General features: G+C 68.6%; 19 protein-coding genes. 7 read left to right on the top strand and 12 right to left on the bottom strand.

Annotated elements, in window-relative coordinates:
- The first annotated feature begins 47 nt into the window (after nt 1–47).
- Nucleotides 48–1,073 carry a cation diffusion facilitator family transporter gene (locus ACIG5A_RS08015; protein ID WP_397239124.1) on the top strand — a complete coding sequence of 342 codons (1,026 nt, stop codon included), beginning with the start codon at nt 48–50 and terminating at the stop codon, nt 1,071–1,073.
- On the opposite strand, the gene ACIG5A_RS08010 is transcribed toward ACIG5A_RS08015, so the two are convergent.
- Nucleotides 1,070–1,774 carry a flavodoxin family protein gene (locus ACIG5A_RS08010; RefSeq protein ID WP_397239122.1) on the bottom strand — a complete coding sequence of 235 codons (705 nt, stop codon included), beginning with the start codon at nt 1,772–1,774 and terminating at the stop codon, nt 1,070–1,072. The two genes, ACIG5A_RS08015 and ACIG5A_RS08010, sit on opposite strands and share 4 nt — an antisense overlap.
- 112 nt (nt 1,775–1,886) lie before the next feature.
- A complete protein-coding gene (locus ACIG5A_RS08005; RefSeq protein ID WP_397239120.1) occupies nt 1,887–2,849 on the bottom strand; it encodes an amidohydrolase family protein in 963 nt (320 codons plus the stop codon).
- A 149-nt stretch (nt 2,850–2,998) separates the two neighbouring features.
- On the opposite strand from ACIG5A_RS08005, the gene ACIG5A_RS08000 reads away from it, so the two are divergent.
- The 3 genes from ACIG5A_RS08000 to ACIG5A_RS07990 all read left to right on the top strand — a co-directional run bounded on the left by ACIG5A_RS08000 (nt 2,999) and on the right by ACIG5A_RS07990 (nt 6,198).
- The gene (locus ACIG5A_RS08000) at nt 2,999–4,444 is read left to right on the top strand and encodes an MFS transporter (RefSeq protein WP_397239118.1); all 1,446 of its coding nucleotides are present in this window, start codon (nt 2,999–3,001) and stop codon (nt 4,442–4,444) included.
- A complete protein-coding gene (locus tag ACIG5A_RS07995) occupies nt 4,428–5,117 on the top strand; it encodes a TetR/AcrR family transcriptional regulator (protein ID WP_397239116.1) in 690 nt (229 codons plus the stop codon). Before ACIG5A_RS08000 ends, ACIG5A_RS07995 begins: the two co-directional genes overlap by 17 nt.
- A gap of 106 nt (nt 5,118–5,223) precedes the next feature.
- Complete coding sequence (locus tag ACIG5A_RS07990; RefSeq protein ID WP_397239114.1) at nt 5,224–6,198, top strand: Lrp/AsnC family transcriptional regulator; 975 nt, start codon at nt 5,224–5,226, stop codon at nt 6,196–6,198.
- A gap of 37 nt (nt 6,199–6,235) precedes the next feature.
- Here ACIG5A_RS07990 and fadD32 read toward each other — a convergent pair whose 3' ends face one another.
- From fadD32 to ACIG5A_RS07965, 5 genes are all read right to left on the bottom strand, one after another.
- Entirely contained in the window at nt 6,236–8,137 is a 1,902-nt protein-coding gene (gene fadD32 / locus ACIG5A_RS07985; protein ID WP_397239112.1) for a long-chain-fatty-acid--AMP ligase FadD32, read from the bottom strand.
- Between the two features lie 111 nt (nt 8,138–8,248).
- Complete coding sequence (locus ACIG5A_RS07980; protein WP_397239110.1) at nt 8,249–9,496, bottom strand: KasA/KasB family beta-ketoacyl-ACP synthase; 1,248 nt, start codon at nt 9,494–9,496, stop codon at nt 8,249–8,251.
- A 209-nt stretch (nt 9,497–9,705) separates the two neighbouring features.
- On the bottom strand, nt 9,706–10,815 hold the full coding sequence (locus ACIG5A_RS07975) for a serine hydrolase domain-containing protein (RefSeq protein WP_397239108.1): 1,110 nt from the start codon (nt 10,813–10,815) through the stop codon (nt 9,706–9,708).
- Complete coding sequence (locus ACIG5A_RS07970) at nt 10,812–11,273, bottom strand: (2Fe-2S)-binding protein (RefSeq protein WP_397239106.1); 462 nt, start codon at nt 11,271–11,273, stop codon at nt 10,812–10,814. The genes ACIG5A_RS07975 and ACIG5A_RS07970 overlap by 4 nt, the downstream gene beginning before the upstream one ends.
- Before the next feature lie 9 nt (nt 11,274–11,282).
- Complete coding sequence (locus tag ACIG5A_RS07965) at nt 11,283–13,496, bottom strand: molybdopterin cofactor-binding domain-containing protein (protein ID WP_397239104.1); 2,214 nt, start codon at nt 13,494–13,496, stop codon at nt 11,283–11,285.
- Nucleotides 13,497–13,767: 271 nt separating this feature from the next.
- On the opposite strand from ACIG5A_RS07965, the gene ACIG5A_RS07960 reads away from it, so the two are divergent.
- Nucleotides 13,768–15,132 carry a hypothetical protein gene (locus tag ACIG5A_RS07960; RefSeq protein ID WP_397239102.1) on the top strand — a complete coding sequence of 455 codons (1,365 nt, stop codon included), beginning with the start codon at nt 13,768–13,770 and terminating at the stop codon, nt 15,130–15,132.
- On the opposite strand, the gene ACIG5A_RS07955 is transcribed toward ACIG5A_RS07960, so the two are convergent.
- Nucleotides 15,129–16,127 (bottom strand): GlxA family transcriptional regulator, encoded by a 999-nt coding sequence (locus ACIG5A_RS07955; RefSeq protein WP_397239100.1) that lies wholly within the window; start codon nt 16,125–16,127, stop codon nt 15,129–15,131. The genes ACIG5A_RS07960 and ACIG5A_RS07955 overlap by 4 nt on opposite strands.
- Nucleotides 16,128–16,198: 71 nt before the next feature.
- Here ACIG5A_RS07955 and ACIG5A_RS07950 point away from each other — a divergent pair, with 71 nt between their 5' ends.
- Both ACIG5A_RS07950 and ACIG5A_RS07945 read left to right on the top strand, forming a co-directional pair.
- A complete protein-coding gene (locus ACIG5A_RS07950) occupies nt 16,199–17,581 on the top strand; it encodes an MFS transporter (protein WP_397239098.1) in 1,383 nt (460 codons plus the stop codon).
- Between the two features lie 99 nt (nt 17,582–17,680).
- Nucleotides 17,681–18,808, top strand: coding sequence for a beta-mannosidase (locus ACIG5A_RS07945; RefSeq protein ID WP_397239095.1), 1,128 nt, complete (start codon nt 17,681–17,683; stop codon nt 18,806–18,808).
- A gap of 6 nt (nt 18,809–18,814) precedes the next feature.
- Here the strand turns inward: ACIG5A_RS07945 and ACIG5A_RS07940 are convergent, their stop codons facing one another.
- Genes ACIG5A_RS07940 through ACIG5A_RS07925 form a run of 4 tightly spaced genes read right to left on the bottom strand, consistent with a single transcriptional unit; the run spans nt 18,815 to nt 25,463 of the window.
- A complete protein-coding gene (locus ACIG5A_RS07940; protein WP_397239093.1) occupies nt 18,815–20,527 on the bottom strand; it encodes an ArnT family glycosyltransferase in 1,713 nt (570 codons plus the stop codon).
- Nucleotides 20,524–22,005, bottom strand: a complete 1,482-nt coding sequence (locus ACIG5A_RS07935; RefSeq protein ID WP_397239091.1) for a glycosyltransferase — start codon at nt 22,003–22,005, stop codon at nt 20,524–20,526. Before ACIG5A_RS07935 ends, ACIG5A_RS07940 begins: the two co-directional genes overlap by 4 nt.
- Complete coding sequence (locus ACIG5A_RS07930; RefSeq protein ID WP_397239089.1) at nt 22,002–23,492, bottom strand: hypothetical protein; 1,491 nt, start codon at nt 23,490–23,492, stop codon at nt 22,002–22,004. Before ACIG5A_RS07930 ends, ACIG5A_RS07935 begins: the two co-directional genes overlap by 4 nt.
- Complete coding sequence (locus ACIG5A_RS07925) at nt 23,493–25,463, bottom strand: hypothetical protein (protein ID WP_397239087.1); 1,971 nt, start codon at nt 25,461–25,463, stop codon at nt 23,493–23,495.
- Between the last annotated feature and the right edge of the window lie 111 nt (nt 25,464–25,574).

The following is a 25,574-nucleotide window of genomic DNA, read 5'->3' as shown; positions in this document are numbered from 1 at the left end:
TGCGAATGTGTGCATATGTCGAGTCGAAGGGAAAGCGGGTAACGCCAATGGGGCATGACCACGAGCACGGCCACGGGCACGGTGGCCACAGCCACGGGGTGAGCGGCGACGCCGATCGCCGGTGGCTCACCCTGGCGCTGGCACTGATCGCCGGGTTCATGACGGTAGAGGTCGTCATCGGCCTGGTGGCGAATTCGCTTGCCCTGCTGTCCGACGCGGCCCATATGCTCACCGACGCCGCCTCGATCGTGCTGGCGCTGACCGCGATTCGCATCGCCGCACGCCCGGCGCGCGGCAAGTACACCTTCGGATTCAAACGCGCGGAGATCCTTTCGGCGCAGGCCAACGGCATCACGCTGCTCGTGCTCGCCGGATGGCTTGCCTACGAGGCGATCCGGCGGCTGATCTCACCGCCCGAGGTCACCGGTGGGCTCGTCGTGGTGACCGCGCTGGTCGGCATCGCGGTGAATGTGGCTGCCGCATGGGCGATCAGCAAGGCCAACCGGTCGAGCCTGAACGTCGAGGGCGCGTTCCAGCATGTGCTCAACGACCTGTACGGGTTCATCGCCACCGCCGTCGCAGGCATCGTCGTCATGATCACCGGATTCGCCAGGGCGGACGCGATCGCCACCCTGATCGTGGTGGCGCTCATGGTGAAAGCGGGCCTCGGGCTGGTGCGCGAATCGGGGCGGATCTTCCTCGAGGCGGCGCCCGCGGGCGTCGATCCGGACGCGCTCGGGCGCAGGCTGGTCGGCATCGACGGTGTCGACGAGGTGCACGACCTGCACGTCTGGCAGATCACCTCCGGCGATATCGCCCTGTCCGCCCATGTTCTCGTGCAGCCCGGCGCCGATTGCCACGGCCTGCGGGTACGCATCGAGCACGTGCTCGAACACGACTACGAAATCACCCACACCACACTGCAGGTCGATCACAGCGCCGCGATACCGGTCGGCGCGACCGCGAATTCGGACCGCCTGCTCCCCGTGCTCGAGGACCACTGCGACGACGCCCACGGCCCGGTGCACCGCGACAAGCCGACCGACGGCATCACCGCCTCCCGCAACTCCTAACGGTAGTCCGGATTCTCGAAGTCGAAGCGGCAACCGGCATCCCACTCGGATCGCTGGTTGCCGTGCGCCGGTATACCGCCCGTATCCCTCAGCAAGCGGGCGAGGTGCATGAGATTCCACGTCATGAAGGTGGTGTTGCGGTTGGTGAAGTCGTTCTCCGGGCCGCCGGAACCGGGATCCAGATACGAGGGACCGGGCCCGGCCTCGCCGATCCAGCCCGCATCGGCCTGCGGCGGAATCGTGTAGCCGAGGTGCTGCAGGCTGTAGAGGATGTTCATGGCGCAGTGCTTCACGCCGTCCTCGTTGCCGGTGATCAGGCAGCCGCCGACCTTGCCGTAGTAGGCGTACTGGCCGTGCTCGTTCAGGATCGACGAGTTCGCGTACAGCCGCTCGATCACCTGCTTGGTGACGGAACTGTTGTCGCCCAGCCAGATCGGCCCGGCCAGCACCAGGATGTCGGCGTCCATCACCTGTCGCTGCAGCGCGGGCCACGCGTCGCTCGCCCAGCCGTGCTCGGTCATATCCGGCCACACGCCGAACGCGATGTCGTGGTCGACCGCGCGAATATGCCCGACCGACACCCCGTTCTTCTCCATGATCCTGGCGCTGACGTCGATGAGCCCCTGGGTATTGCTCGGCTCGGGCGAACGCTTCAAAGTGCAGTTGATGAACACCGCGCGCAGGTCGCTGTAATCGGTCATCGATTCAGTGTCGGCCGAACCGCGGCACCGGGTACCGGACTTCGACGAACTCCGGCGTGTCGCCACCGCGGTCGCCGGGTGACCCGCGGTGGCGGGCTCGCTTGATGCGCCGCTACCGCGCGGGTGCGGTCCGGCCGAGCATTACCGCGGCGTTGGCGCGCAGCACGGCATCGGCGTCCGCGGGGCTCAGCGTGTCCTGGATGTAGGCGATGGCGCGGCGGAAGATGTCGCCCGACTCGTAGGGGAAGTCCGTGCCGAGGATCAGGCGGTCGACGCCGAAGGACTCGGCGGCGGCGCGCAGGGCGGGCACGTGGCCGTGGCCGACGGTGTCGTACCACATGCGCCGGGCCGCGACGCTCGGCCGCTCGGGGGTGTCCGGTGACTCCCAGCCGTACTGATTGTCGGCGCGCTGCAACAACATCGGCAGCGCGCCGCCGAAGTGCGAGTTGACGATCTTCAGGTCCGGATATCTGCTCGGCACGCCTGCCAGGATCAGCTGCATCACCGCGATGGTGTCCTCGAGCGGCGCGCCGACCATCCAGCGCATGTTGTGGTCGGCGACCAGTGAACTGTGCGCGTCCATCCCGGAGGGGTGCACGTAGAGCACGCTGCCGCGCCGGTTCAGCTCCTCGAACAACGGCGCGAACTCGGGTTCGGTCAAGGCCTTGCCGAGTACGTCGGTGGTCACCGTCGCGCCGACCATATGCAGTTCGTCGAGCGCGCGCGTCAGCTCCTTCAGCGCCGAATCCAGGTGCGGCAGCGGCAGTGCGGCGAATGCGCTGAAGCGCTCGGGGTACTGCGCGACGAGGTCCGCGTACAGGTCGTTCACGTACTGCGCGGCGTGCACCGCGTGGCTTTCGTTCGCGAAATGCGGCACCGCGGGCGAGACGGAGAGGATCTGGTGCCCGACGCCCGCCGAATCGTTGAGCGCGAACCGGGCCTCCAGTTCCGCCGCCGTCGCTCCGGCGCCGAGGCCGCGATGCACCTCGGTGCCCGTCCGGCCGTACGAGGCGAGCAGATCCAGGTATTCGCCGGTCCACAGATGGGCGTGGATGTCGATATGCGTGCTGGTCATGGCGAGCCCTTCCTTTCGCTGATGGTGTCCGCCGGATCGAGACTAAACCGATCAGTAAATATTTACAACTACACGGTTAAGTATCTAGATTGAACCCATCGGTGTAGCTCAGTCGGGCCGCATCGGGATTGCTCTCGGAAGGTGCGACCATGTCCATTGCTCCCCCGGCCGACCTGCCCGTCACGGGCCGCCGCAGAACGGGAACCACACTCGCGCTACTGGCCTTCGCGCAGCTCATCGTGTCGATCGACTACAACATCGTGTACGTCGCGCTACCGGAGATCGGCCGCGAACTCGGCTTCAGCACACAGACATTGCAGTGGGTGATCAGCGCGTACGTGGTGGCGTACGGCGGCTTCCTGCTCCTCGGCGGGCGGGCCGCCGATCTGCTCGGCCGCCGCAGGATGTTCGTCCTCGGGCTCGCGCTGTACGCGGTCGCCTCGATCGCGGGCGCGCTGGCCAACGGCCCCGCGATGCTCATCGCGGCGCGCGCGGTGCAGGGGCTCGGCGGCGCGATCCTGTTCCCCGCGACGCTCTCGCTGGTGAACACGACCTTCGCCGAAGGGCGCGACCGCAATCGCGCACTCTCGGTGTGGGCGGGCGCCGGGGCAGGCGGGCTGGTACTCGGCTCGCTGCTCGGCGGCGTGCTGACCGATGCCTTCGGCTGGGAGTCGGTCTTCTACGTCAATGTCCCGCTCGCCGCACTCTCGATCGTCGCGGCGTACGCGCTGCTGCCCGCCGACGGCGCACGCCGGACCGGCCGTCGCTTCGACGTGCCCGGCGCGCTGACCTCGACCATCGGCATCACCGCCGTGGTGGCGGCGCTGGTCCAGGGACCCGAATCAGGGTGGGACACACCGGCGGTGGTGATCGCGGGTATCGCCGGTATCGCGCTGCTCGCCACGTTCGTCCGGCTCGAAGCGCGCGGCGGCGACCCGCTGATGCCGCTGCGGCTGTTCGCGAACCGCAACCTCAGCGCGGGCGTGGCCACCACCTTCCTGTTCACCGCGACCTTCGCGTCGATCACCTACTTCTTCACCGTCTACCTGCAGAACGTGCACGGCTACAGCGCATTGGACACCGGCATGGCCTTCCTCATCCCCTGCGCGGCGGTCCTCGCCGGCTCCGCGCTCGGCGGCCGGATCGTGACCCGGCTCGGCACCCGCACCACGCTGCTCATCAGCCTGTCGGCCGGGTTGCTCGGGGCGATCGGATTCGGCCTGGCCATGTCGCCCGACGGGTCCTACGCGAGCCTGCTGCCCGGGCTCATCGTGCTGAGCGTCGGCCAGGGCGTCACCTACACCACGATGTTCGCCGCCGCGGGCAACGGTGTCGCCGCCGAGGAGCAGGGCATCGCCTCCGGCATCGCGTCCACCGGACAGCAGATCGGCACGGCCGTCGGCCTGGCCGTGCTGGTGGCGATCGCCAACTCCGGCACCGACGGCCTGACCGGTGCGGCATTGCGTCTCGCCGCCGCCGACGGGATGCGGACGGCCGTATTCCTCGCCGCGGCAGGCATGGTGGCGATGATCCTGGTCGCCTTCGCTTTCGCACGAACGGACCGGACGGTGCCCGGTGATGACCAAACCGTTTAGTGTGGTTGCGGTGGAACAGGACCACGACGAATTCGGTATCCCGATCATCGCCGTCGAACGGAGCTCGGCCGAACGCAAACGGCAGGCGATCACCGATGCCGCGATCGCGGAATTCATGAGCAACGGCTACGCCGGTTCCTCGGTCGACGGCATCGCCGACCGAGCGCGGGTGTCGAAACCGACCATCTATAAACACTTCGGCAGCAAGGAACGGCTGTTCCTCAACGTCATCGGCGGCTACCTGCGGGAGAAGTACACCGATCTGTGCCCGCTCGGCCCGCAGATCACCCAGGACCCGGATCCGCGTGCGGCGCTGATCGAATATCTCGGCTCATGGGCGCGCATCGTGCTGCGCGCGGACATGATGACGCTGCGGCGCCTGGTGATCGGTGAGGTCGACCGGTTCCCGCAGCTCGGCCACATGTGGTTCGCGATCAACTACCGCAACGACACCGCGCTGATGTCGGCGCTGAGCGAGCTGCACGAGCGCGGCACGCTCGACGTGCCCGACCCGCTCGGCGCGGTGCGGCAACTGATCTCGATGACGGTCGGCGTACCGCAGTTGATCAAGACCTTCCAGCCCGAGCACGAATTCGACGACGCGGAGCTGAACACCACCATCAGCTCCGGAGTCGACGTATTCCTGTCCCACTACGCGAAACGCTCGACCTAGCGATGCTCGATCACGACAACCGGCGACCCCCTATTCGGGGGCTAGCGGTGCCCGCAACTGCGGGTATGCGGGTTTCTCGGCACACATCCAACATAGGGTGACGGATGTGCGACAGCTCGATACCACGGAACGCCGGATCTGCGCCGCCCTGCTGGCGCGGCCCAGAGCCACTTGGCGCGAGCTGTCGCAGCAACTGGAACTTTCCGAACGGACCGTCGTGCGCCGGGTCGCGCCGCTGTACGCCGACGGCACGCTGCGCGCGACCGTACTGCGCGACCCCGCCTATTTCACCGAGCTACGCCCGATGGTGCTGCGGCTGCGCTGCCACCCCTCGCGGACCAGGACGATCGCCGAATCGCTCGCCCGCAGACCGGACAGCATCTCTGTCGACGTGATCGGCGGCGGTGAGGAGATCTGCGCGCTGCTGTTCCTCGACGGCATCAGGGCGCGCGACGAACTGCTGCTGCGCGACCTGCCCGCCACCTCGACCGTGCTCGCCTCCACCGCCCACCGGGTGCTGCGCGGGCTGCCCTCGGCCTTCGACCCGACGGGCAGCGAGCGAAATATCGTGCACGGCAGCCCGATCGGGACCATCTCCCCGACCGCTACGCTCGTCGGCGGCGATTTCACGCTGATCGATGCGCTCGCACGCAACGGCAGGGCCAGCTACGCCGAACTCGCCAGGCAGACGGGAATGACCGAGAGCACGGTCCGGCGCAGGCTCGACGCGCTCTTCACCGCCGGCGCGCTGCGCCCGGCCACCGAGCTGGACCTTGCGCTGCTCGGTGTGCAGGCCGAGGCGTTCGTCTGGATCACCGCCGCGCCCGCCGCGCTGGACACCGTCGTCGAGACGCTCGGCGCCTGCCCGCAGGTGCGCATGCTGCTCGCCATCACCGGCAATGCCAATCTCCTTGCCGCGGTGGCGGTCTCGGATATGCCCGCGCTCTACACCTTCCTCGGCGACACCCTCGGCGCGCTGGCGGGCGTGGCCACCGCGGAGACCACGCCGGTGTTGATGCCGCTCAAGCGCACCGGCCTGCCGCGCCGCGCGAACCGGCAGGCCCAGCCCGCTCCCGCCTGACGCATAAAGCGGCCGACCGCGTTATGCGTCACCGGCGTCAGTCGTCGGAGGCGTCGGGGAAGGCCTGCTGCTGATAGCCGCCGCGCAGGGTGCCTTCGACATAGGCGGCCTTACAGGCGCGGCGGGCGATCTTGCCGCTCGACGTGCGCGGGATCGAACCGGCCGGGACGAGCAGCAGATCACGCACGGTGACGCCGTGCCGCTGCGCGATGGCCAGCCGCACCGTATCCGCGATCGGGCCGGGATCCAGTTTGCCCGCGCCCGTACCGCGTTCGGCGACGACCACCAACTGCTCCGCCGTCTCCTCCGGGTCGAAGCGCAGCCCGGAATGGCTGCCCTGCTCGAAGACCACCGCGGGCAGCTGATTGGCCGCCACCGAAAACGCGGCGACGAAGCCGGGGCGCAGCGCGGTGCTCGCCTCCTGCGCCGAGAACTCCAGATCCTGCGGATAGTGGTTGCGGCCGTCCACGATCACCAGATCCTTCACCCGGCCGGTGATGTAGAGCTCGTCGTCGAGGTAGGCGCCGTAATCGCCGGTGCGCATCCACTTACCGTCGGGCGCGGTGCCTTCGGCGTTGCTGCGGCCCGCCTGGCGTGCGGTGATCTTCGCGCCGAAGGTGACCTCGGATTCCTCCGGACGGCCCCAGTACCCGATGCCCATGTTGTTGCCGTGCAGCCAGATCTCGCCGACCTCACCGTCGGGGCGTTCGATACCGGTCTCCGGATCGACGATGGCCGCCCACTGCGACAGCGACACATAGCCGCACGACACCTGGGCCACCGCGTTGTCGGCGTACTGATCGACCTCGACCATGCGCCCGGCATTGAGCTCGGTGCGGTCGACGTAGACGAATCGCGCCTCGTCCTCCCGCTTGGTGGCCGAGACGAACAGCGTCGCCTCGGCCATGCCGTAGCACGGTTTGAGCGCGGTCTTGGGCAGCCCGTAAGGCGCGAACGCCTCGTTGAACTTCTTCATCGACGCCACCGACACCGGCTCGCTACCGTTGATCAGCCCGATCACATTCGAAAGATCCAGCGTCTCACCCGGTTTCGGCAGACCGCGGGCCGCGGCGTGCTCGTAGGCGAAATTCGGCGCCGCCGAATAGATTTCGGCGCCGTCCTCCTGCGCGGCGAGTTCCTTGATCCAGCGCGAGGGCCGCCGCACGAACGCGCTCGGCGACATGATGGTGATGTATTTGCCACCCATGGTCGGCAGGATCACGCACAGCAGACCCATATCGTGGAACATCGGCAGCCAGGTGACCCCGCGGGCGTTCTCGGTGATCCCGATGGCGTCGATCATCTGCAGCAGGTTGGTGCCGACCGCCCGGTGGGTGATCTCGACACCGGCGGGCGTCCTGGTCGACCCCGAGGTGTACTGCAGATAGGCGATGTCATCGATGTCGAACTTCGGGCGGACCCAGGTCTCGCCGACGCTGTCCGGCAGGGATTCGACCGCGATGATGCGCGGGCGCTGCGCCGCGGGTAACTCGCGGAACAGCGCGCGCACCCCGGCGGCCGCCGAGGACACGGTGAGGATCGCCGAGGGCTGGCAGTCGCCGAGCACCGCGTGCAGCCGGTCGCTGTGCCCCGCCTCGTCCGGATCGAACAGTGGCACCGCGATATTGCCCGCGTAGACCGCGGCGAACATCGAGACGACGTAGTCCAGCCCCTGCGGGGCCAGGATCGCCACCCGGTCCCCCGGCTGCGTCACCTGCTGCAGCCTGGCCGCCACCGCGCGCAGCCGGACACCGAACTGGCGCCACGTCAGGTCGAGGTACTCACCGTCGCGTTCGCGGGAGTAGTCGATGTAGCGATAGGCCAGGTCGTCGCCGTTTTCGGCCACGTGCTTGTCCACGAAATCGCACATGGTGCGATCAGCGGGGATCTTGATATTGCCCTGTTCGTCCAAATAGTCATCGAAGGTCTCGCCGATCATTCCTTATCCCTTTTCAAGGCACGACCGCGCGGCCGCGCAATGACAACCGAACACAGAACTCAGCTCGACACGAGCGCCGGGAAGATTAGCAGTTGTCCCGATGCCCGCGGCTCAATACCGCCCGAACGCAATCGCGACGTTGTGTCCGCCGAAGCCGAACGAGTTGTTGATGGCGTAATCGATACGCCCCGAACGCGCCTGGCCGTGCACGACATCGAGATCGATTTCGGGGTCCAGATTATCCAGATTCAATGTCGGCGGCACAATGCTGTCGCGCACGCTGAGCACGGTGATCACCGATTCGAGCGCGCCGACCGCGCCGATCGAATGCCCGAGCGCCGATTTCGGCGCGTATACCGAGGCGTGGTTACCGACCGCCTTGGCGATCGCCAGCGCCTCCGCGGCGTCGCCGATCGAAGTGGACGTCGCGTGCGCATTGATATGCGTGACATCCTTTTTCGTCAATCCGGCGCGTTCGATGGCCCGCGCCATCGCGCGCGCGGCGCCGCTGCCCTCCGGGTCCGGCGCCACCAGGTGGAAGCCGTCGGAAGTGACGCCCGCGCCCATCAGCCTGGCGTGGATGGTGGCGCCGCGCGCCTTGGCGTGCTCCTCGGTCTCGATCACCATCATCGCGCCCGCCTCACCGAAGACGAACCCGTCGCGATCCTTGTCGAACGGGCGCGAGGCCGACTTCGGATCGTCGTTGCGGGTACTCATCGCGCGCATCATGGTGAAGGCCGCGATGGGCAGCGCCTGGATAGTCCCCTCGACACCGCCGGTGACCACCATGTCGGCATCGCCCATGACGATCATCCGCCAGGCATTGGCGATCGCCTCCGAACCCGACGAGCAGGCCGAGACCGGCGTGCACACCCCGGCGCGCGCGCCGAGCTCGGTGCCGACGCACGCGGCGGCGCCGTTCGGCATGATGCCCTGCACGGCGAGCGGGGAGACGCTGCGGTAGCCGCCGTTCTCCATCTTCAGGCGCGAGTCGATGATCATCTCGGCGCCACCGAGCCCGGTGCCGATGGAGACGCCGAGCCGATCCTTGTCCACCTCGGGACTGCCCGCGTTGCGCCAGACCTCGCGGCCGAGCACCTTGGCCATCTGCTGCACATAGGCGGTCCTGCGGACCTCCTCGCGGCTGAGGCTGGCCGACGGCTTGACCTTCAGGTGACCGCCGATGCGCACCGGGAGGTCGAAATCGTCGAGAAAATCGTCGTCGATGACGTCGATCCCGCTCTCCCCGTTGAGCAGACCCTTCCAGGTCGAGTCGACGTCCCCCGCGATCGAGGTCGTCGCCGCGAGGCTGGTGACGACCACATCGGGAAAGCTCCCGTTCGTGCGGCCAGTGCTCATTTCTTCGCTCACTTTCCCTAGCATCGCTTCGGCGAACCCGAGTAGTTTTCGAAGATCCATGCCGAGAACGGCAGTCACGACAGAAGGAGACCTGTCATCAGCAGCTCCGCGTGGTCGGCAGGGCTACATTATCCAGGTGAACCCAACCGGTCCAGTCGGGGGACACGCGCCAGTTATGTCGCACTGGCAACCGGAGCGCTAACCGAAACTCATCGGATGAATTCACAGAAGGCGCGTTGCGCGGTGCGCAGCAACACTTGCGGGCCCGATGCGGCGATCATGTGGTACTCGTTGCCCGCGATCACGATCTGCCGCTGCCCGGACGCATCGGTCGCGACCAGGGTGAAGTAGCCGAGCACCGAACCGATGTGCGCCCACATCGGCCCGCAGTCGGTGCGCAGGCGCGCGATGCCGAGGCCGTAGTCGGTGTCCGGCCTGCCCGTCTCGACCGTCGCGCGCAGCTCGGCGAGCTGCCCGGCGGCCAGCAGCCCCGCCTGTTGCGCGCGGGCGAAATCGGCGAGGTCGTCGAGGGTGGACACCATGCCCGCGGCCATGCCGTGCGCGGTGGGATCGGAGATCGACACGTCTCTGGTAAGGAAGTACCCGCGCAGCCAATTGCCCTGCGGCACCGGATCGGTGGCGAACGCGGTGTGCCGCAGGCCGAGCGGCTCGATGATCCGGCGCTGGATCTCCGCGACCGGATCGCCGCCGGTGACCGCCTCGATCACCATGCCGGCGACGACATAGTTGGTGTTGGCGTAGTGGAAGCCCGAACCCGGTGCGGCATAAGGCGGCCTGGCCATCGCGATATCCACCAGCGTGCGCGGCGACCACATGCGATAGGGGTCGAGGTCGGCGACGTACTGCGCCGAAACCCATTGATCATCCAGGAATTCCGGCAGCCCGGAACTGTGGTTGAGCAACTGGCGGATCGAGATCAGTTCCCCGGCGATGCCGTTGCCGCGCACCACGCCGGGTAGCCAGCGCTCCACGCTGTCGTCGAGCGACAGCCGGCCCTCGCCGGCCAGCTGGAGCAGCACGGTGACGACGAAAGCCTTTGTCACACTGCCGATCCGGAATCGGGCGGCCGGGTCGGCCGGCACGCCGGTGGCCAGGTCGCCGACGCCCGCGCGCACGTATCGGACATCGTCGCCGGTGCGCACCAGCCCGATCACACCGGGATAGCCCGCGGCGACGCCCTCCTCGAAGCCCTCCGCCATGATCGCCGCCGCCGCGTCGAGCGGCGCGGCGGCGGCCGGGGTCGCGGTTGCGGCCAGTGCGAACGCGGTCGCGGCGGCGACCGCGTACCGCAGGATCACCCGCGCCTCAGCTGCGCCGCCCGCTTGATGGCCTGCCTGATGCGGTAGTACGTGCCGCAGCGGCAGACGTTTTCGATGCGATCGATATCGTCGTCGGTGGGATCGGGCGTCTCGGTGAGCAGCGCGACGGCCGACATGATCTGGCCCGGCTGGCAGAAACCGCACTGCGCCACATCGAGATCCACCCAGGCCTGCTGCACCGGATGCAAGGTGTCGCCCTCGGCCAGGCCCTCGATGGTGGTGACGGCGTGCCCGTGCACCTCGTCCATCGGGAGCTGGCACGGCAGGCAGGCCGCGCCGTCGAGCAGGCAGGTGCACGCGTGGCAAACCTGAATGCCGCAGCCGTATTTGGGGCCGCGGACGCCGAGCAGATCGCGCAGCACCCACAGCAGGGTGACCTCCTCGGGCGCCTCGACGGCGACCTGTTTCGCATTGAGCGTGAACGTGTATCGCGGCACCGAGCGCTCCTAATTCCGGATCGGGAATGGCACGAAATCGACTTCGGATCGAGCGGGAAATCGGCGGAACGGCCTACCGGTCGCGCGAATCAGCGCGGTGGCGATGGCGCCCGCGGCCACCGGAACCGCCAATTCGCCCGCGCCGCACGGTTTGTCGCCCGAATTCAGAATGGACACCTCGAATACCCGTGGGCTGTGCCGCTGTCTGGCGAAGTGGTACTGCGAATAGCTGCCCTCCAGCGGCAGGCCCCTGTCGATGTGCAGGCCCGCGGTGAGCACCGTGGCGATGGCGTCGGTGAGCCCGCCCATCACCTGCGCCTCCAGGCCGAGCGGGTTGACCGCGAGCCCGACGTCGACGGCGAAGTAGGCCTTGGTCACCCGAGGCACGTCGGGATCGGCCGCATCGAGCTCGACCACGCAGGCGATCACCGAGCGGTACTCTTCGTGCACCGAAACTCCAAGCGCTGAGCCAGGTTTCGCGCCCCGATGCCAGCCGCTGAGCCGCTCGACCTCGTCGAGCGCCCTGCGGGCGCGCGCCGATTTCGCCGTGCGCTTGCGGAAGGCCAGCGGATCCTCGCCCAGCGACCGCGCGATCTCGCCGGTCAGCACCTCCTCGGCCAGCCGGGTGTTGGCCGAATACACCGAACGCCAGCTGCCGGTGTGCATCTTCAGCGGCGCTTCGTTCAAGGCGTAAGTGACAGCACCGAATTCGTACGGCGTACTGGTCGAGGTCATGAACGTCGTCTGGGCGAAGGTCATGTTGCCGAGGAAAGGGAAGTTGGCGGCGACAGCGGTGAAGATCTCGCCGAGGCCGTGCCCGAAATCGGTTTCCACCGCGGCGATCCGGTGTTCGTAGCTGAGCACCCGGCCGCCGCCGGTATTGGCGCGCAGCCGATGGAAGGTCGCCGGGCGCGCCCTGCCGTGGCGCAGGTCGTCGGTGCGGCTCCACATCAGCCGGACCGGACGCCCCATCGCCTTGGACGCCTGCGCGGCCTCCAGCGGTCCGTCGAAGAACAGCCGCCTGCCGAACGAGCCGCCGCCGGGCATGACGTGCACGTGCACGCACGACGGCAGCTGCACCAGGTTCGCCGCGATGACTTCCTTTGCCAGGATCGGTGATTGGAAGCAGCCCCAGATATCGGCGCGATCGGCGCGGACATCGGCGATCGCACAGTTCGGTTCCAGCGGAGCGTGCGGTGCGAACGCGAAGTCGAATTCCATATCGATGGTGGTCGCGCCGGGTACGACGTCCTGAAGGCGCGGAATCACCAAGGGCAGCGCCGTGTTTCGCAGTACGGCCCGGATGCTGTCGTCGTTCTGGTCGTCGACCGTCCCCGGATTCCACAGCACCTGCGCGTGCTGTTTGGCGGCCAGTGCCTGACCGAAGGTGAGCGCGCAGATGGCGACGCCGGACGGGATGACGGCCGCGTCGACGACGCCGGGCAGCGCCCTGATCCGCGCCAGGTCGACCGCGCGGACCGTGCCGTTGATGGTCGGCGGGCGGGCCACCATGGTCGGCAGCGCGTCGGGGACGGGCAGATCCAGCGTGTAGGTGTGCCTGCCGGTGACGATGGCCTCGGCATCGCGACGCGGCTGCGGGCGTCCGATAATCCGGTGCAGCGCAGGTGGTTTCGGCGCGGCGGCGACAGCGAACAGTGCGGGATCGGCCGCGGCCGCGCTGAGCTCGCCGTAGGAGAGCCGCTGCTCCCCCGGCCCGAGGACATACCCGCCCTCGGTGCGCAGCCGGTCCACCCCGAGCCCGAGCCGCGCGCCTGCCGCGGCCAGCAGCCTGGCCCGCACCGTCGCCGCCGACCAGCGCACCGGGTCGTAGAGGGAGCGCACCGAATTCGAGCTGCCGGTCATCTGGTTCAGCAGTAGCTCGGGCCTGGCTGGCGCGAGTTCGACGGTGACCCGCTCGACCGGCAGGTCCAGTTCCTCCGCGACCAGCTGGGCGCCGACCGTGGTGATCCCCTGACCGACCTCGGCGCGTGGCAATTGCAGAGTTACCTGTCCGTCGCGATCAACCGCGATAACAGCGAGCAGCGCGTTGGTCGGCGCGGCGGCCAGCGCGAGAATGTCGCCCAGCTCGACGAACTCGGGCACCGGCGGCGCCTGGAACGCGGGCGCGAACGGGGTCGCCGCCGCCTCCGCACCGACCGACGCCACCGTCAAAACCGGCGCTGCCACCACACAGGAGAGGAAGTCGCGCCGCGAAACGTTCACCGGCACACCGCAGCGCCCAGCGACGACCGCGGGACCGCCACACCGGTTCCCGCCGCCGTGACCCCGAAGGTCCGCGCGGACATCACCGCGCCATCCTTCCCAATCAATAGCCGTCAGGCATGACTGACACGCCGCGACAGCGACGAATCAGCTACCCGAAATCCTTTCTCCGCTCAGTGCGCGGACGCGGGCGGCAAGCGACCCCGCGGCATAGGCCGCTACCTGCGTAAATTCGGTTGCCGAAGTGCCATCGGGAAGCTTTCATCGACGGATGACCACAACCACCGTCGTTCGACCGCTCGGACCGAGCGAGGAGATCTACGCACTCGGCGAGGTCTACATCGCCTACATCTTCCGCACCTCCGGCCGGTTGGACATCCCCGCGCTGAACACCGCGCTGGCGGCGGTGGTGCGCGCCTTTCCCCTGCTGGGTGCGCGCATCGAAGCCACGCCGGAGGGCGGGCATGTCTTCGCCACGCCGGGTGCGGCGCCCGAGGTGTTCGTGACCGACGGCGATCCGGAACGGCCGCTGACCGGCGCGCGGCTCGACCAGACCATGGCGCTCGTCGCGGTGTGCGTGGTCCGCGACGGCGATACCGCGAGCGTGTCCCTGCTGACCCACCACAGCTCCGCCGACGCCTTCTACTCGCTGGCGGTCCTCGACGAATTCTGGTCCTGCTACACCGATGCCGTCGAAGGCGGCCATCACGAGCCGCCGCGGCATCCAGTCCCGGACACCATCGAAACGCTGCTCGCGGCGCGCGGCATCGAGAAGATCCCCCGGCCGTCCACCGAGGCACCTGCCGAGGCGGGACCTGCCGCACCCGCGGAAGCGCCCGCACCGGCGGAGCCCGACGTGCCCGAGGATGTGCCCGCCGCGGCGGCGGCCGAAGTACCCGCGGCAGTGCCGGAAGTGCTTGCGGCAGCCGATACTTCGCGCTACACCGATGAGAACGGGCTGCTTTTGCAGTGGACCGCGCGCACACTGCTGACCGAGGCGGACACCGCCGCGCTGGTCGCGCTCGGCCATCGCGAGGGGCTGACCATCAATGCCTTGGTCTCGGCGGCGATCCTGCGCGTCGAGGCCGAATTGCGTTCGCTCGCACCGCATCAGCTGATGTATGTCTACCCGGTGAACCTGCGGACCCGGCTCGTCCCCGAGGTCGGGCTCACCGAAGGCACCAATGTGGTCGGCTTCGCCGACTACGTCCCCGCCGAAACCACCGATACCGCACTGCTCGGCCTGGCCCGCGCCGTCAACGAGGCACTGCGCACCGCGCTGGCCGACGGCATGGTGCAGCAGGCGCCGCTGCACATCCCGGAGATGCTGCTGGCCGGGCGGCCACCCGAAATGCCCGGCCTGATCATCACCACGAACTGGGGCCGGGTGGCGCATCCGCGCACGCCCGCGGGCCTGCGCGTCACCGACTTCCGCTCCACCACGACCGCCAAGCCGGACGAGACGGCGGGACCACCCGCCCAGCCCGGCGGCGGCACCTGGATCATCAGCGGATTCGACGGCAGGCTGAGCATCGAGATCCATCATCCGGAAGCCAACGCCGCACTACAGCGGACCAGGGTCGACCGCTACGCCGCCGAGTTGATCGCGGCCGTATCGGTTGGCGCGCAAGGCTAAGACTGGCCGAGCACGACCTCGTGGCGGCTCGCGCGGTGGGTGCGGCGGTATTCGCTGGGCGAGATGCCGACCTCGCGGCCGAAGTGGGCGCGCAGGTTCGCCGGGCTGCCGAGGCCGCACCGGTCGGCGACGACGTCGACCGGTAAGTCGGTGCACTCCAGTAGTTCTCGCGCGCGATTGATCCGCTGGGTGAGCAGCCAGCGCAGCGGGGTGCCGCCGAGCTCGGCGTGGAAGCGGCGCGCCAGCGTGCGTTCGCTCAGGCTGGCATGCCTGGCCAAATCCGCTACGGTCAAAGGCTTTTCGAGCCTGCCGAGCGCCCACTGCATGGTCTCGGACAGGCCGGGATCGGCGGCGGTGGCAGGCACCGGCGAGTCAAGGTACTGCGCCTGACCGCCCGCGCGATGCGGCGGCACCACCATGTTCCGCGCGGCGGCGTTGGCCGCCTGCGCGCCGAGATCCTTGCGGATCAGGTGGATGCACAGGTCGACACCGGCCATGGTGCCCGCGCTGGTGAGGATGCGGCCGTCGTCGATGTAGAGCACGGTCGCGTCGACGTCGAGGTGCGGATAGCGGTCGACCAGGGCGGGAAGGTGTTTCCAGTGGGTGGTCATCCGCCGCCCGTCCAGCAGTCCGGCGGCCGCGAGCACGAAGGCGCCCGAGCACAGCGACGCGATCCGCGCGCCGCGCTCGTAGGCCGCGCGCACGGCGTCGACCAGCTCGGCGGGCGGATCCTCGCGCACGTTCGGTGCGGCGGGCACGATGACCGTGTCGGCCGCGATCATGTCGTCGTAGTCGTGAGTGGTCAACGCCACGAACGGATCTCGCATGGTGGTCTGCCCGGTGTCGCGCGGGCCGCACAGCCGGAAGTCGTACCAGCAGGCCGGATCGACGCCGGGCGGCGGCTCGAAGAAGATCTGGTACGGCAGAGCAACCTCGAACATCGGCAACCCGGGGGCCACCGCGACGGCGAGTGTGCCGACCTGACGCTCATCCATGTCAGAAATCTAGCGCATGTTGGCAATCCTGCCACTCGTCGGATGAATCCACAGCTCGCATAGTCGAAGCCATGCAAACGATCACCGCCGAACCGGCCGCACGCGCCGATCCACGCCGCTGGCGGGTGCTCGCCGTCGCGGGCGTCGCCCAGTTCCTCGCCATCCTCGATCTTTTCGCGGTCACCGTCGCCTTCCCTACCCTGCAGTCCGCGTTCGGGAACGCCTCGGTGAGCGCGGTGTCGTGGACGCTCAACGCGTACACCATCGTGATGGCCGCGCTGCTCGTGCCCGCGGGCCGATTCGCCGACGACACCGGACGCAAGCGCGGATTCCTCACGGGCATCGCGCTTTTCGGGCTCGCCTCGATCGCCTGCGGCGCGGCGCCGACGCTGGCCACGCTGATCGCCGCCCGCGTGGTGCAGGCCGTCGCCGCCGCGCTGCTGATCCCGACCGGACTCGGGCTGGTGCTGCCGACCTTCGACAAGCGCGAACATCCCACGGTGATGGGCATCTGGACCGCCGTCGCCGCCGCGGGCGCGGCCAGTGGTCCGGTGATCGGCGGGCTGCTGCTGCAGGCGAGCTGGCGCTGGATCTTCTTCCTGAACGTGCCGTTCACGGTGGCCGCGTTCCTCTTCGGGCTGCGGGTCCTGCCGGATATTCGACAGCGGACCAAGCGCACGCTCGACCTGCTCGGCGCCGGACTGATCCTCGGCGCCACCGCGACGCTCACCACCGCCTTCGTACAGGCCGCCGACTGGGGCTACACCTCGGCCGCAACCCTCGGCTGCCTGTTCGCCGCCGTTGTGCTGACGGTGCTGGCCGCCGCGCACATGCGCCGCCATCCGGATCCGGTGGTGAGCCCGGTGGTGTTGCGGCACCGGCTGTTCCGCATCGCGCTCGGCGGAATCTTCGCCTACTACCTCGCCTTCGCCGCGCTGATCCTGTCCGCCACCCTGTTCCTGACCGAGCAGTGGCACTACCCGATGCTGCGCGCCAGCCTCGCGATCGCCCCGATTCCGCTGAGCTGCCTGCTGCTTTCGCCGCTGTCCGGCCGGTTCGTCGCCCGCGTCGGCGCGCGCGCCTCGGCCGCGCTCGGCGGCGCGACCATCGCGATCGGCGCCGCCTGGTGGGCACTGACCGCCGATTCCACCTCCTACCCGGTGATGTTCCTGCCCGGCGCGATACTGGCGGGCGCGAGCACGGCCCTGCTGCAACCGCCGCTGTTCGGCGCCTCCGCGCACCTGCCCGCGGATCAGCTCTCGCTCGGCTCCGGCGCGGTGATGATGGCCCGCCAAACCAGTTCGGCGCTCGGTGTCGCCGTGCTGACCGCCATCCTGGCCCGCTCGGTCCGGCCGACCCTCGACGACTTCCGCGCGGGCTGGATCTTCATGGTGCTCGCCGGCCTGCTCGCCACGGTGGCGGGCCTGGCGTTCCGGCCGGGGACACGCCACTGAGGGCGCGCGGGCGGGAACGGGAGGCGGGTGTGATGGAATCGAAGGCGCCGATGACCACGGCAGCGCTGCGCACTATCCACCGCTCGGATAGGAGAAGGCTTGACTCGGGTCCGGACTCGTCTGGCCGCCGCATCGCTCGCGCTGTGCGCCGCGGCCGGACTGCTCGCCTGTACCGATCAACGGCCGCCGCCCACCGAGCACCCCACCGATATCGTGCTGCGCACCAAGGCCGAACGGTTCCGGCTGCGCGGCCAGCCATGGTGGCCCGCCGGATTCAACGCGCCGCAGCTCGCGACGAATTGGTCGGTGAACATCGGCTGCGGCGCGCAGGTGGATCTGGACGCCTATTTCGGTGCGCTGCCCGCGAACGCGCTCACCAGGTTCAACGCCTTCCAGGCGCTGGCGATCGACAAGACCACCGGCGAGCTCGACTTCCGCGCGGTGGACGCGGTGTTCCGCGCCGCCGAACGCCATCGCCAGCTGGTACTTCCCGTCCTCGCCCCGCAGGACGGCGGCTGCGACGACACGCTGTTCAAACAGCGGCAGTGGTACGTCGACGGCTGGCTGAACGTCGCGCCGGAGCCGGGGCGCGCGGTGATGAGCTTCCACGACTGGATCGGTACGGCGGTCGAACGCTGGAAGGACATTCCGGTGCTCGCGGGCTGGGGCTTGGTCGGCGAGCCGGAGACCAGCGTCTGCTCGAATCCGACCTGCGATTTCGACGTGCGCACCTGTCCGCCCGACGCGGCGAAGGTGCTGCGCCAGTTCATGGACAAGGCCGGCGCGATCGTGCGGGCGCGGGATCCGGGCCGGCTGATCTTCGCTGGGCTCACCGGCGGCGGTCAGTGCGGCACCGGCGGCGAGGACTACCGCTACGTCGGCGCCTCACCCCAGGTGGATGTGCTGGAGTACCACGACTATTCGCCGGATTTCGGCACGCTGCCCGGCAATGCCTGGGACGGGCTCGCGGTGCGCCTGCGTCAGGCGCACGAACTCGGCAAACCCCTGTTCGTCGCCGAGGTCGGCGAGGCGGCAGGCTCCTGTCTCAGCCTGACAGCCCGGCGCGAGAACATCGGCATGAAGCTGACCACCCAGCGCAACGCGGGCTCGGCGGGCGCGCTGATCTGGGCCTTCGTACCGGACCCCCGGCTCGATCAGTGCACCTACGACGTCGGCCCCGAGGATCCGCTGTGGTCGCTGGTGGCCGAGCGCATCACCTTGGACTGAACGCTCTCACGCAGAGTTCAGCACCCGGTACAGACGCCAATTCGGTTGCCCTGCACCATCATTGGGGATCTCCATGGACAATGTCGCGATGCCAGCGCCGTTCTCGTAGATGGTCGGGTAGCGCCGGTTCACCGCATCGGAGGTGCCGCGACCGGTATTCGGCACGGCCAGAATGTATTTCACGCCGCGCTCGGCCGGCCGATTGAGCACCCGCACGAAATCGCGATCCGAGGGGATGACGAACTGATCCGGCCTGCGCGAGGCCGCCGACACCGCGAAGCCGTACACCGTGTCCATCAGGATCGCGCCGTTCGGCAGGTGCATATCGTCGAGATAGTCGGCCAGTTTGCGTTCGGTGGAGAAGGTGGCGGCGATGCGGCGCTGGTCGGCGTTGTAGGCCGAGGCGTTGTCGGGCTCGGGGAACAGCACCTCGCTCAACGCGTACTCCTGCACGGCCATGGTTTGGCTGCTCATCCCCCACCCGGTCAGCGGGACCGAGACCGCGAGCAGGCACAGCGTCACCGACATGGCCAGCTCGGGCAGCCCGAAAACGGGGCGAACGGCGTGCTTGCCCGCCGGGAAAGCCCGTGTGGGAGCGTCCATGACGGCATGCCGGCCCGGCCGCTGACTCGGCGGGAACCCGCGCGCGGTGACGATCTGCAGGGCGAGCACCGCGGCAAGGGGGGTGGCCGCGACATAGAACCGCAGGAACGCGAAGGTCGATCCGCTGGCATAGCTGAGTGCCTGGAATCCGAGCACAGCTGCGCACAGCAGCAGCGGAACCAGCACCTGCAGATCACGCCTGCGCCAGGCGAGCGCGCCGACGATCGGCACGAGCAGCGGCAGCGCCGGACCGAGGATCAATACCGAGCCGATCGAATACTGCAGCGCCGCCGCGATTTCCGATTCCGCCTGAGCGCCGGACTGGGCCAGGATCGAGGAGTTGCCGTACTGGGAGGTGAACTGCTGGAACGCCTGTCCGGTGATCAGCCAGCTGGTCAGTGCCCAGACGAAGAACGCGACCGCGCCGGGCGCGCCGACGAGCACCAGATCCATGAACGCCGAATACCACCGATTCGGTTCGCCTTTACTGCGCAGATAGGTGAGCACGAAGACCAGCGCCCCCGCGACCACCGCGGGCGCGACCGCGTCGTAGCGAGTCAGGTAGGCCAGGCCGAACGCGACACCGCACGCGGTCAGATCGTGCGCGTCATCGGTGCGCACCCAGCGGATCAGCCTGCGGATCGCCCAGCAGAGGCAGAACAGGAACGGCGCCTCGCTCATGCCGTTGGCGCCATAGAACACGATCATCGGGTTGAGCGCGAACGCCGCGGTGATCCCGGCGACCATCCACCACGGCATGCCGCGGTCGGTGCCGATCCCGAACACCATCAGCACCGCGCCGCCCATGAACAGCGCCGACATGACGATGCCCGACACGCCCCAGTGCGTCATCCACGGGAACATCGGCGCGAGCGCGACGAACGGCAGCTGCGCCAGCGAGGTGAGCGGGGTGAACACGAAGCCGATGGCCGACAGGTGCGGATCCCTGCTGAACAGCGCCGCCTCGGTGGCCTGCACCCGGCTCAGCGCATCACCCATCAGGAAGCCGTGTCCCACACTGAGAAACACGCCGAACACCAGATACAGCAGGGTGGCGGCGAGGAAGACGCAGAGCCCCGCCCGTCGCGGCGGGCGCGCAGGCGCGAGGGTGGTCAACTGCCCGCCTCCTCGGTCTCGCCGGCCGCCGCGCTGTGGCCGAGGCCGTGGAATGTCTTCTCCCAGTACGACGGCTGGCGGATCAACTGGTAGCAGCCTTTGGTCGAGGCGATGCTCATCATCACCCAGTACAGGGGCACGGTCAGGCAGGCCCAGATCAGGTCGGGGCGGTTGTTCTCCCGGCAGGCGAGCAGGTTCATGTAGATGGTGGCCGCGTTGCCGATGATCAGCGAAATCAGCGCGGGGAAGTACACATAGGAGGGAAACAGCTGACCGATCAGCGCGGGCTGCCCGAGGAACCAGGACAGCGAGATGAACCAGAACACCAGGTTCAGGCAGGCGATGATCGGCGTGCCCGCCAGGAACAGGGTGAACCGCAGGAAGCTCACCGGCCCGATATCGCGCCACAATTGGACCGGCCTGCGCACATGCACCAGCCACGACTGCAAATAGCCCTTGTACCAACGGGATCGCTGCCGCACCCAGTTGATCGGATCCGGGTTGGCCTCCTCGAGCGTGGTCGAATCGAGCACGGCGGTCGAATAGCCGTGTACGGCAAGGCGAACGCCGAGATCGGCGTCCTCGGTGACGTTGTAGGGATCCCAGGCGCCGAGATCCTCCAGTATCGGGCGCTTGAAGTGATTCGACGTGCCACCCAGCGGGATCGGCGAAGTGCTGCGCATCAACCCGGGCAGCAGATAGCCGAACCACAGGCCGTAATCCATGGTGAACCACGCGGTGAGCAGATTCTGGCGCGCGTTGTGGAACGACAGCTTCGCCTGGATACAAGCCACCGTATCCGGCAGTTCGCTGAAAGCCGCTACGACACGGCGCAATTGGAGCGGATCGGGAATGTCCTCCGCGTCGTAGATGGTGACGATGTCGCCGGTGGCCAGGAACATGCCGTAGTTGCACGCCTTGGGTTTGGTGCGCGGCTGCGCCTCGGGCACCAGCACCATGGTGACGTAGTCGATCGCGCCGCCGATGCCCGCCGCGCGTGCCGCGTCGATGGTGGGGTCGTCGTCTTCCTCCAGCAGCAACAGCACCTGCATCTTGTCCCTGGGGTAGTTCAATCCGCCCAGCGCGCCGAGCAGATCGCCGACCACCTCGGGTTCACCGTAGGCGGGCACCAGAATGGTGTAGGGCGGCAGCTCGTCATCGGTGAGCGCGAGTGCGCGTTCGTCGTCGACGCGCATGATCGCGTCGCGCGGCATGCCGCGCTTGAAGATCAGGATGCGATCCAGGATCGCGACGAGGTAGATGGCGGTACACAGCCCGACCAGCACGGTGAATGTCGCCATCCGGAAGAACACCGCGCACACCGCGATCAGCAGTACGGCCCCGATGGCCGTATTGCGCTGCCACGGCAGGAATGCCACCGACGCCGAGGCCATCGGGTCTTTCTCCCGCAGCCCGTGCACCGCGTAGTGCAGCCACTCGGCCTCTTGGGATTCCGGGTCCAGGGTGGGCTCGGTCATGGGCGCGTCGTCCCGGCCTCGACGATCTGCTTGCCGAGTTCGATCAGCAGTGGCTGATCCTTGGGCGCGGTGTCGGCGTCGACCACATCGGCGTCGGAGTCGAGCACGACGGCATTGCCACGGAAGAATGTGTTGATCACGTTGTCGAAGATGCCGATCGTCGACGGCTGCGGCTGCGGGAATTCCGCCTCGGACAGGTGGTTGTCCGCGGCGATCAGGCTGACCCGCTCGGCGCGATGCCCGTCGCGCCAGTTCCAGCTCAGCCAGGTCCAGCTGAGCAGCCTGCGGTCGTCGAGCACCGTATTCAACCGCGCGAGAACGCCATGGCCGAGATCGATCCAGGTGGCCGGGCCGATCCTCGGCTGGCTCAGTCGGTAGAGCACGAACTCGGGCAGCCGGTCGATGTCGTAGCCGGTCGACGCGGCGGCGATATCGACGACCACGCGACGGCGGCGTAATTCCTTGTCCCAGTCCAGATTTCGCTGCTCGGAGCGGATCAGCTCGCGGGTCAGCGTGCTGCCGTCACCGAAGTACCGGCTCGCCCACGGATACTCGCGCTCGGCAAGCAGGGTCCAGCCCCGCGGCACCGTGTGCCCACTCGCCAGATCCAGCCCCGGGATGAGCGGGAAATCCCGGTCGTAGCCACCCGGGATCCGGATGAAGGCGATCGCGCTCGCCGCGAGCGCCACCGTGATCACCGCGCTCACCACCTGCGTCGCCTTCAGCTGTTCGATCGGCCGATCGATCGGTTTCAGCGAACCACCTTGGCGCACATGGAAATACATCGCCAGGCACACCACCGCTACCGCGACCAGCGACGGAATCGCCTGGTAGGCGAAGACCGGCGCCTGCGGCCAGTACATCCGCATGCCGAATACCACGGCGGTGCCGATCAGCAGCGTGCCCACCGCACCGATCGCCGCGCGAGTCTTGGTGCGCCCCACCGCGATCGCCGCGGCGAAGGCCGCGTACGGCAGCAGCGCCAGACCGGCCTCGGCATTCCCGCCACCGAGCGCGGTCCGCAGGATGCGGTAGGGCACCGGGAAGAACCCGAGCAGCAGCAGCCAGGCGGGCCAGAACCGTGTCGTCGGCCGCAGCCCGAACAGCAGCACACAGGCGCCGACCAGGAAGAGCCACGCGGCGAGCAGATCCAGATGCAGCATCTCGTACAGGTACCGATAGCGCGGCATCAGCAGGCCCTGCACGGCGATCGCCGCGCCGAGCGCCATCAGGCCGACGATGATGTCGGTCTGCCGATCGTGGATGGGCAGCTCGAAGCCGCGCCGCACCGTGGCGCCCGCCGCCGCGAGCGCCGCGAGCGGCAGCAGCACGAAGACGAAGCCGATACCGGATCCGGTGTGGGTGTCGTGCCACAGCCTGCCCCAGGTATCCCAGAACGCGACGCCCGCGGCGATGGCGATCAGCAACAGCCGCAGCGAGATCCGGATCAGGGTCCCGCGTGCGTGCCCTGCGGTCTCGGCGGGCATCTACCGACTGCCGCGCCGACGGAGCAGCAGCAGTACCCCGGCCAGCACCGCGAGCGCGGCCACCGCGGCGCCGACGATGGTGAGCTTGCGCGCCAGCGTGATGGGTTGCGCGGGCTTGGGCGCCGACACGGAACCGAGCGCGGCGTTCGGGTCGAAGAACTCCGGCTCCCGATCGCCCGCCTGGAACAGCGCCGCACCGTGCAGCTGCTGCCAGCGGTCCAGGTCGGCGTTGAGCCAGTCGAGCGCGCGATCCAGATGGCCCGGCGCGGCGGTCGAGGTCGCGACGACCACCGTGCGCCCGCCCGACCAGGTGGTCTGCAACGAGCCCATGGCGACCGACGGATCGATCCTGATGGTGGCGGAATCGCCGCGACCGGTGATGGTCAGCTCGTCGTCATCCGGATTCAGCGGCAGCTTGATCGAACCGGGCACGCCGCCGTTCGCCGCGATCAACACCGCGGGCAGCTTCGCGCCCGCGGCCCGATCGAAGGAGACCACCTCCGGCCGCAGCGGCACCACCGACAGCCGCTGCAACCCGGTGAGAATCGTGGTGGCGCGCGCGGTGTCGGCGAACCCCGGATCGCGCATACCGACCTGCACCCGCGGCAGCAACGCCTGCGGCAGCGCGTCGAAGCCGCCCGGCACCGGCGGGTTGGCCGCCTTGCTGGTGATCTCGGTGTCGGGGTCGATGGTGAGCGTGACGGGGCGCTCGAGCCCGCATCCCTGGGTCAGGCCGGTCTGGTGCATGGTGACCGCGATCGTGGTGAACCGCGTGAGCGCGGTGTTCGGAATATCGACCCAGCGGTCGATGCGCCCCGCGGCGTCGACCGGCCACCCGTCGACATATTTGCCGTTCGCCTCGACGGTGATCGCACCGCTCATGGTGTTCGGCAGCGGGGTGTAGTCGCCGAGCAGCCGGATGCGCACGTCGCGCGAGGGCCGCCCGATCCGCGACTGGTCGATGCCGAACTCGACGCGCACCGAGCCGATCGAGGTGGAGCTGAGCTGAGTCTGGCCCAGTTCGGACAGCGTGACGCTCTCCGGCGCCATGACCGGCGCGCTCGGCAGCGAGACCGCCGTGGCGCCGGAGGAGATCGCGATGCCGGACAGATCGCTGACCAGCAGCCGGATCTGATCAGGCAGCGACTTGCGGTCGCCGGTGACCCGCAACACCGGCGCCGGGCCGATGTTCGTGACATGCAGTCCGGCATCGCCGGATTCACCGATCACCACCTGCCGTTCGAGGAAGGTCGGCGGGTGGTCGGGCACCTGGTTGTCCGCGCCGATCTGCCGCAGATCGACGACCACCGGCTGCCCGCTGTAGCGCGCGATGATCGCGGTGCCGAGCGACATCGCCGCATTGCTCTCCACCTCGGTCGGTTTGGCCGGGATGTACATGGTCAGCCGGTGCAGCACCGGCGGCAGGAAATCCGCGATGACGGTCGGCTGTAGTTCCTCACCGGTGTAGACGGCGGTCGCGTCGGCCAGTGTCAGCGGGCGGCCCCACCAGTCGGTGACACACCAGCCGGGCTCGGGCAGCAGCGAGGAGGTGATGGTGATGGCGACCGCGTTCTTCTTGACCTCGGCGCCGCCGAGCGAGAGCCGGATCGGGGCGGGCGCGCCGAGTGGCAGCTCCACCCGGTCGACCAGGCGATCGCCGGAGGTGACCTCCAGCGTTCCGCGCGCCACATGCGGTGGCAGCTGGATGGTGCCGGTCAGCGCGGTCGGTGCGAGACCTGGCAGCACCGGCAGCACCAGCGAGACCTGATGCTGCCCACCGGGAAACGTCAGCGACTTGCCCATGCCGAGCGTCGGCAGCGTGAGCGGGATATCGCCGGGGACCGCGAGCGCGGGCCCCAGTACCGACACGCCCGGCATGATCGCCACCGCGAAGGCCGTCGCGAGCACCGCGACGGAGCGAAGGGCCGACGGCAGCAGGCGCGCTGCGCCGCGTCGCGCACGCAAGGTCATGAACGGTCTCCTGGTGTCTCCCGCGGTATCGGCCCGGCACGGGTCGACCAGCTCCGCGCATGTGAAATACCTGACGTACGAGTCCGAATCCTATAGCCGACACGAATGACC

Origin of the sequence: Nocardia sp. NPDC052566 (assembly GCF_044547285.1) — a bacterium.
Classification (GTDB): Bacteria; Actinomycetota; Actinomycetes; order Mycobacteriales; family Mycobacteriaceae; genus Nocardia.
This window is presented reverse-complemented; position numbering and strand designations above follow the sequence as displayed.

What these genes read in the sequence shown, in the direction of transcription:
- ACIG5A_RS07930 (WP_397239089.1), bottom strand. Translation starts at nt 23,492, where the DNA reads ATGCCCGCCGAGACCGCAGGGCACGCACGCGGGACCCTGATCCGGATC.
- fadD32 (WP_397239112.1), bottom strand. Translation starts at nt 8,137, where the DNA reads ATGATCGGCGAGACCTTCGATGACTATTTGGACGAACAGGGCAATATC.
- ACIG5A_RS07980 (WP_397239110.1), bottom strand. Translation starts at nt 9,496, where the DNA reads ATGAGCACTGGCCGCACGAACGGGAGCTTTCCCGATGTGGTCGTCACC.
- ACIG5A_RS08015 (WP_397239124.1), top strand. Translation starts at nt 48, where the DNA reads ATGGGGCATGACCACGAGCACGGCCACGGGCACGGTGGCCACAGCCAC.
- ACIG5A_RS08000 (WP_397239118.1), top strand. Translation starts at nt 2,999, where the DNA reads ATGTCCATTGCTCCCCCGGCCGACCTGCCCGTCACGGGCCGCCGCAGA.
- ACIG5A_RS07950 (WP_397239098.1), top strand. Translation starts at nt 16,199, where the DNA reads ATGCAAACGATCACCGCCGAACCGGCCGCACGCGCCGATCCACGCCGC.
- ACIG5A_RS07925 (WP_397239087.1), bottom strand. Translation starts at nt 25,463, where the DNA reads ATGACCTTGCGTGCGCGACGCGGCGCAGCGCGCCTGCTGCCGTCGGCC.
- ACIG5A_RS08005 (WP_397239120.1), bottom strand. Translation starts at nt 2,849, where the DNA reads ATGACCAGCACGCATATCGACATCCACGCCCATCTGTGGACCGGCGAA.
- ACIG5A_RS07995 (WP_397239116.1), top strand. Translation starts at nt 4,428, where the DNA reads ATGACCAAACCGTTTAGTGTGGTTGCGGTGGAACAGGACCACGACGAA.
- ACIG5A_RS07935 (WP_397239091.1), bottom strand. Translation starts at nt 22,005, where the DNA reads ATGACCGAGCCCACCCTGGACCCGGAATCCCAAGAGGCCGAGTGGCTG.
- ACIG5A_RS07955 (WP_397239100.1), bottom strand. Translation starts at nt 16,127, where the DNA reads ATGGATGAGCGTCAGGTCGGCACACTCGCCGTCGCGGTGGCCCCCGGG.
- ACIG5A_RS07960 (WP_397239102.1), top strand. Translation starts at nt 13,768, where the DNA reads ATGACCACAACCACCGTCGTTCGACCGCTCGGACCGAGCGAGGAGATC.
- ACIG5A_RS08010 (WP_397239122.1), bottom strand. Translation starts at nt 1,774, where the DNA reads ATGACCGATTACAGCGACCTGCGCGCGGTGTTCATCAACTGCACTTTG.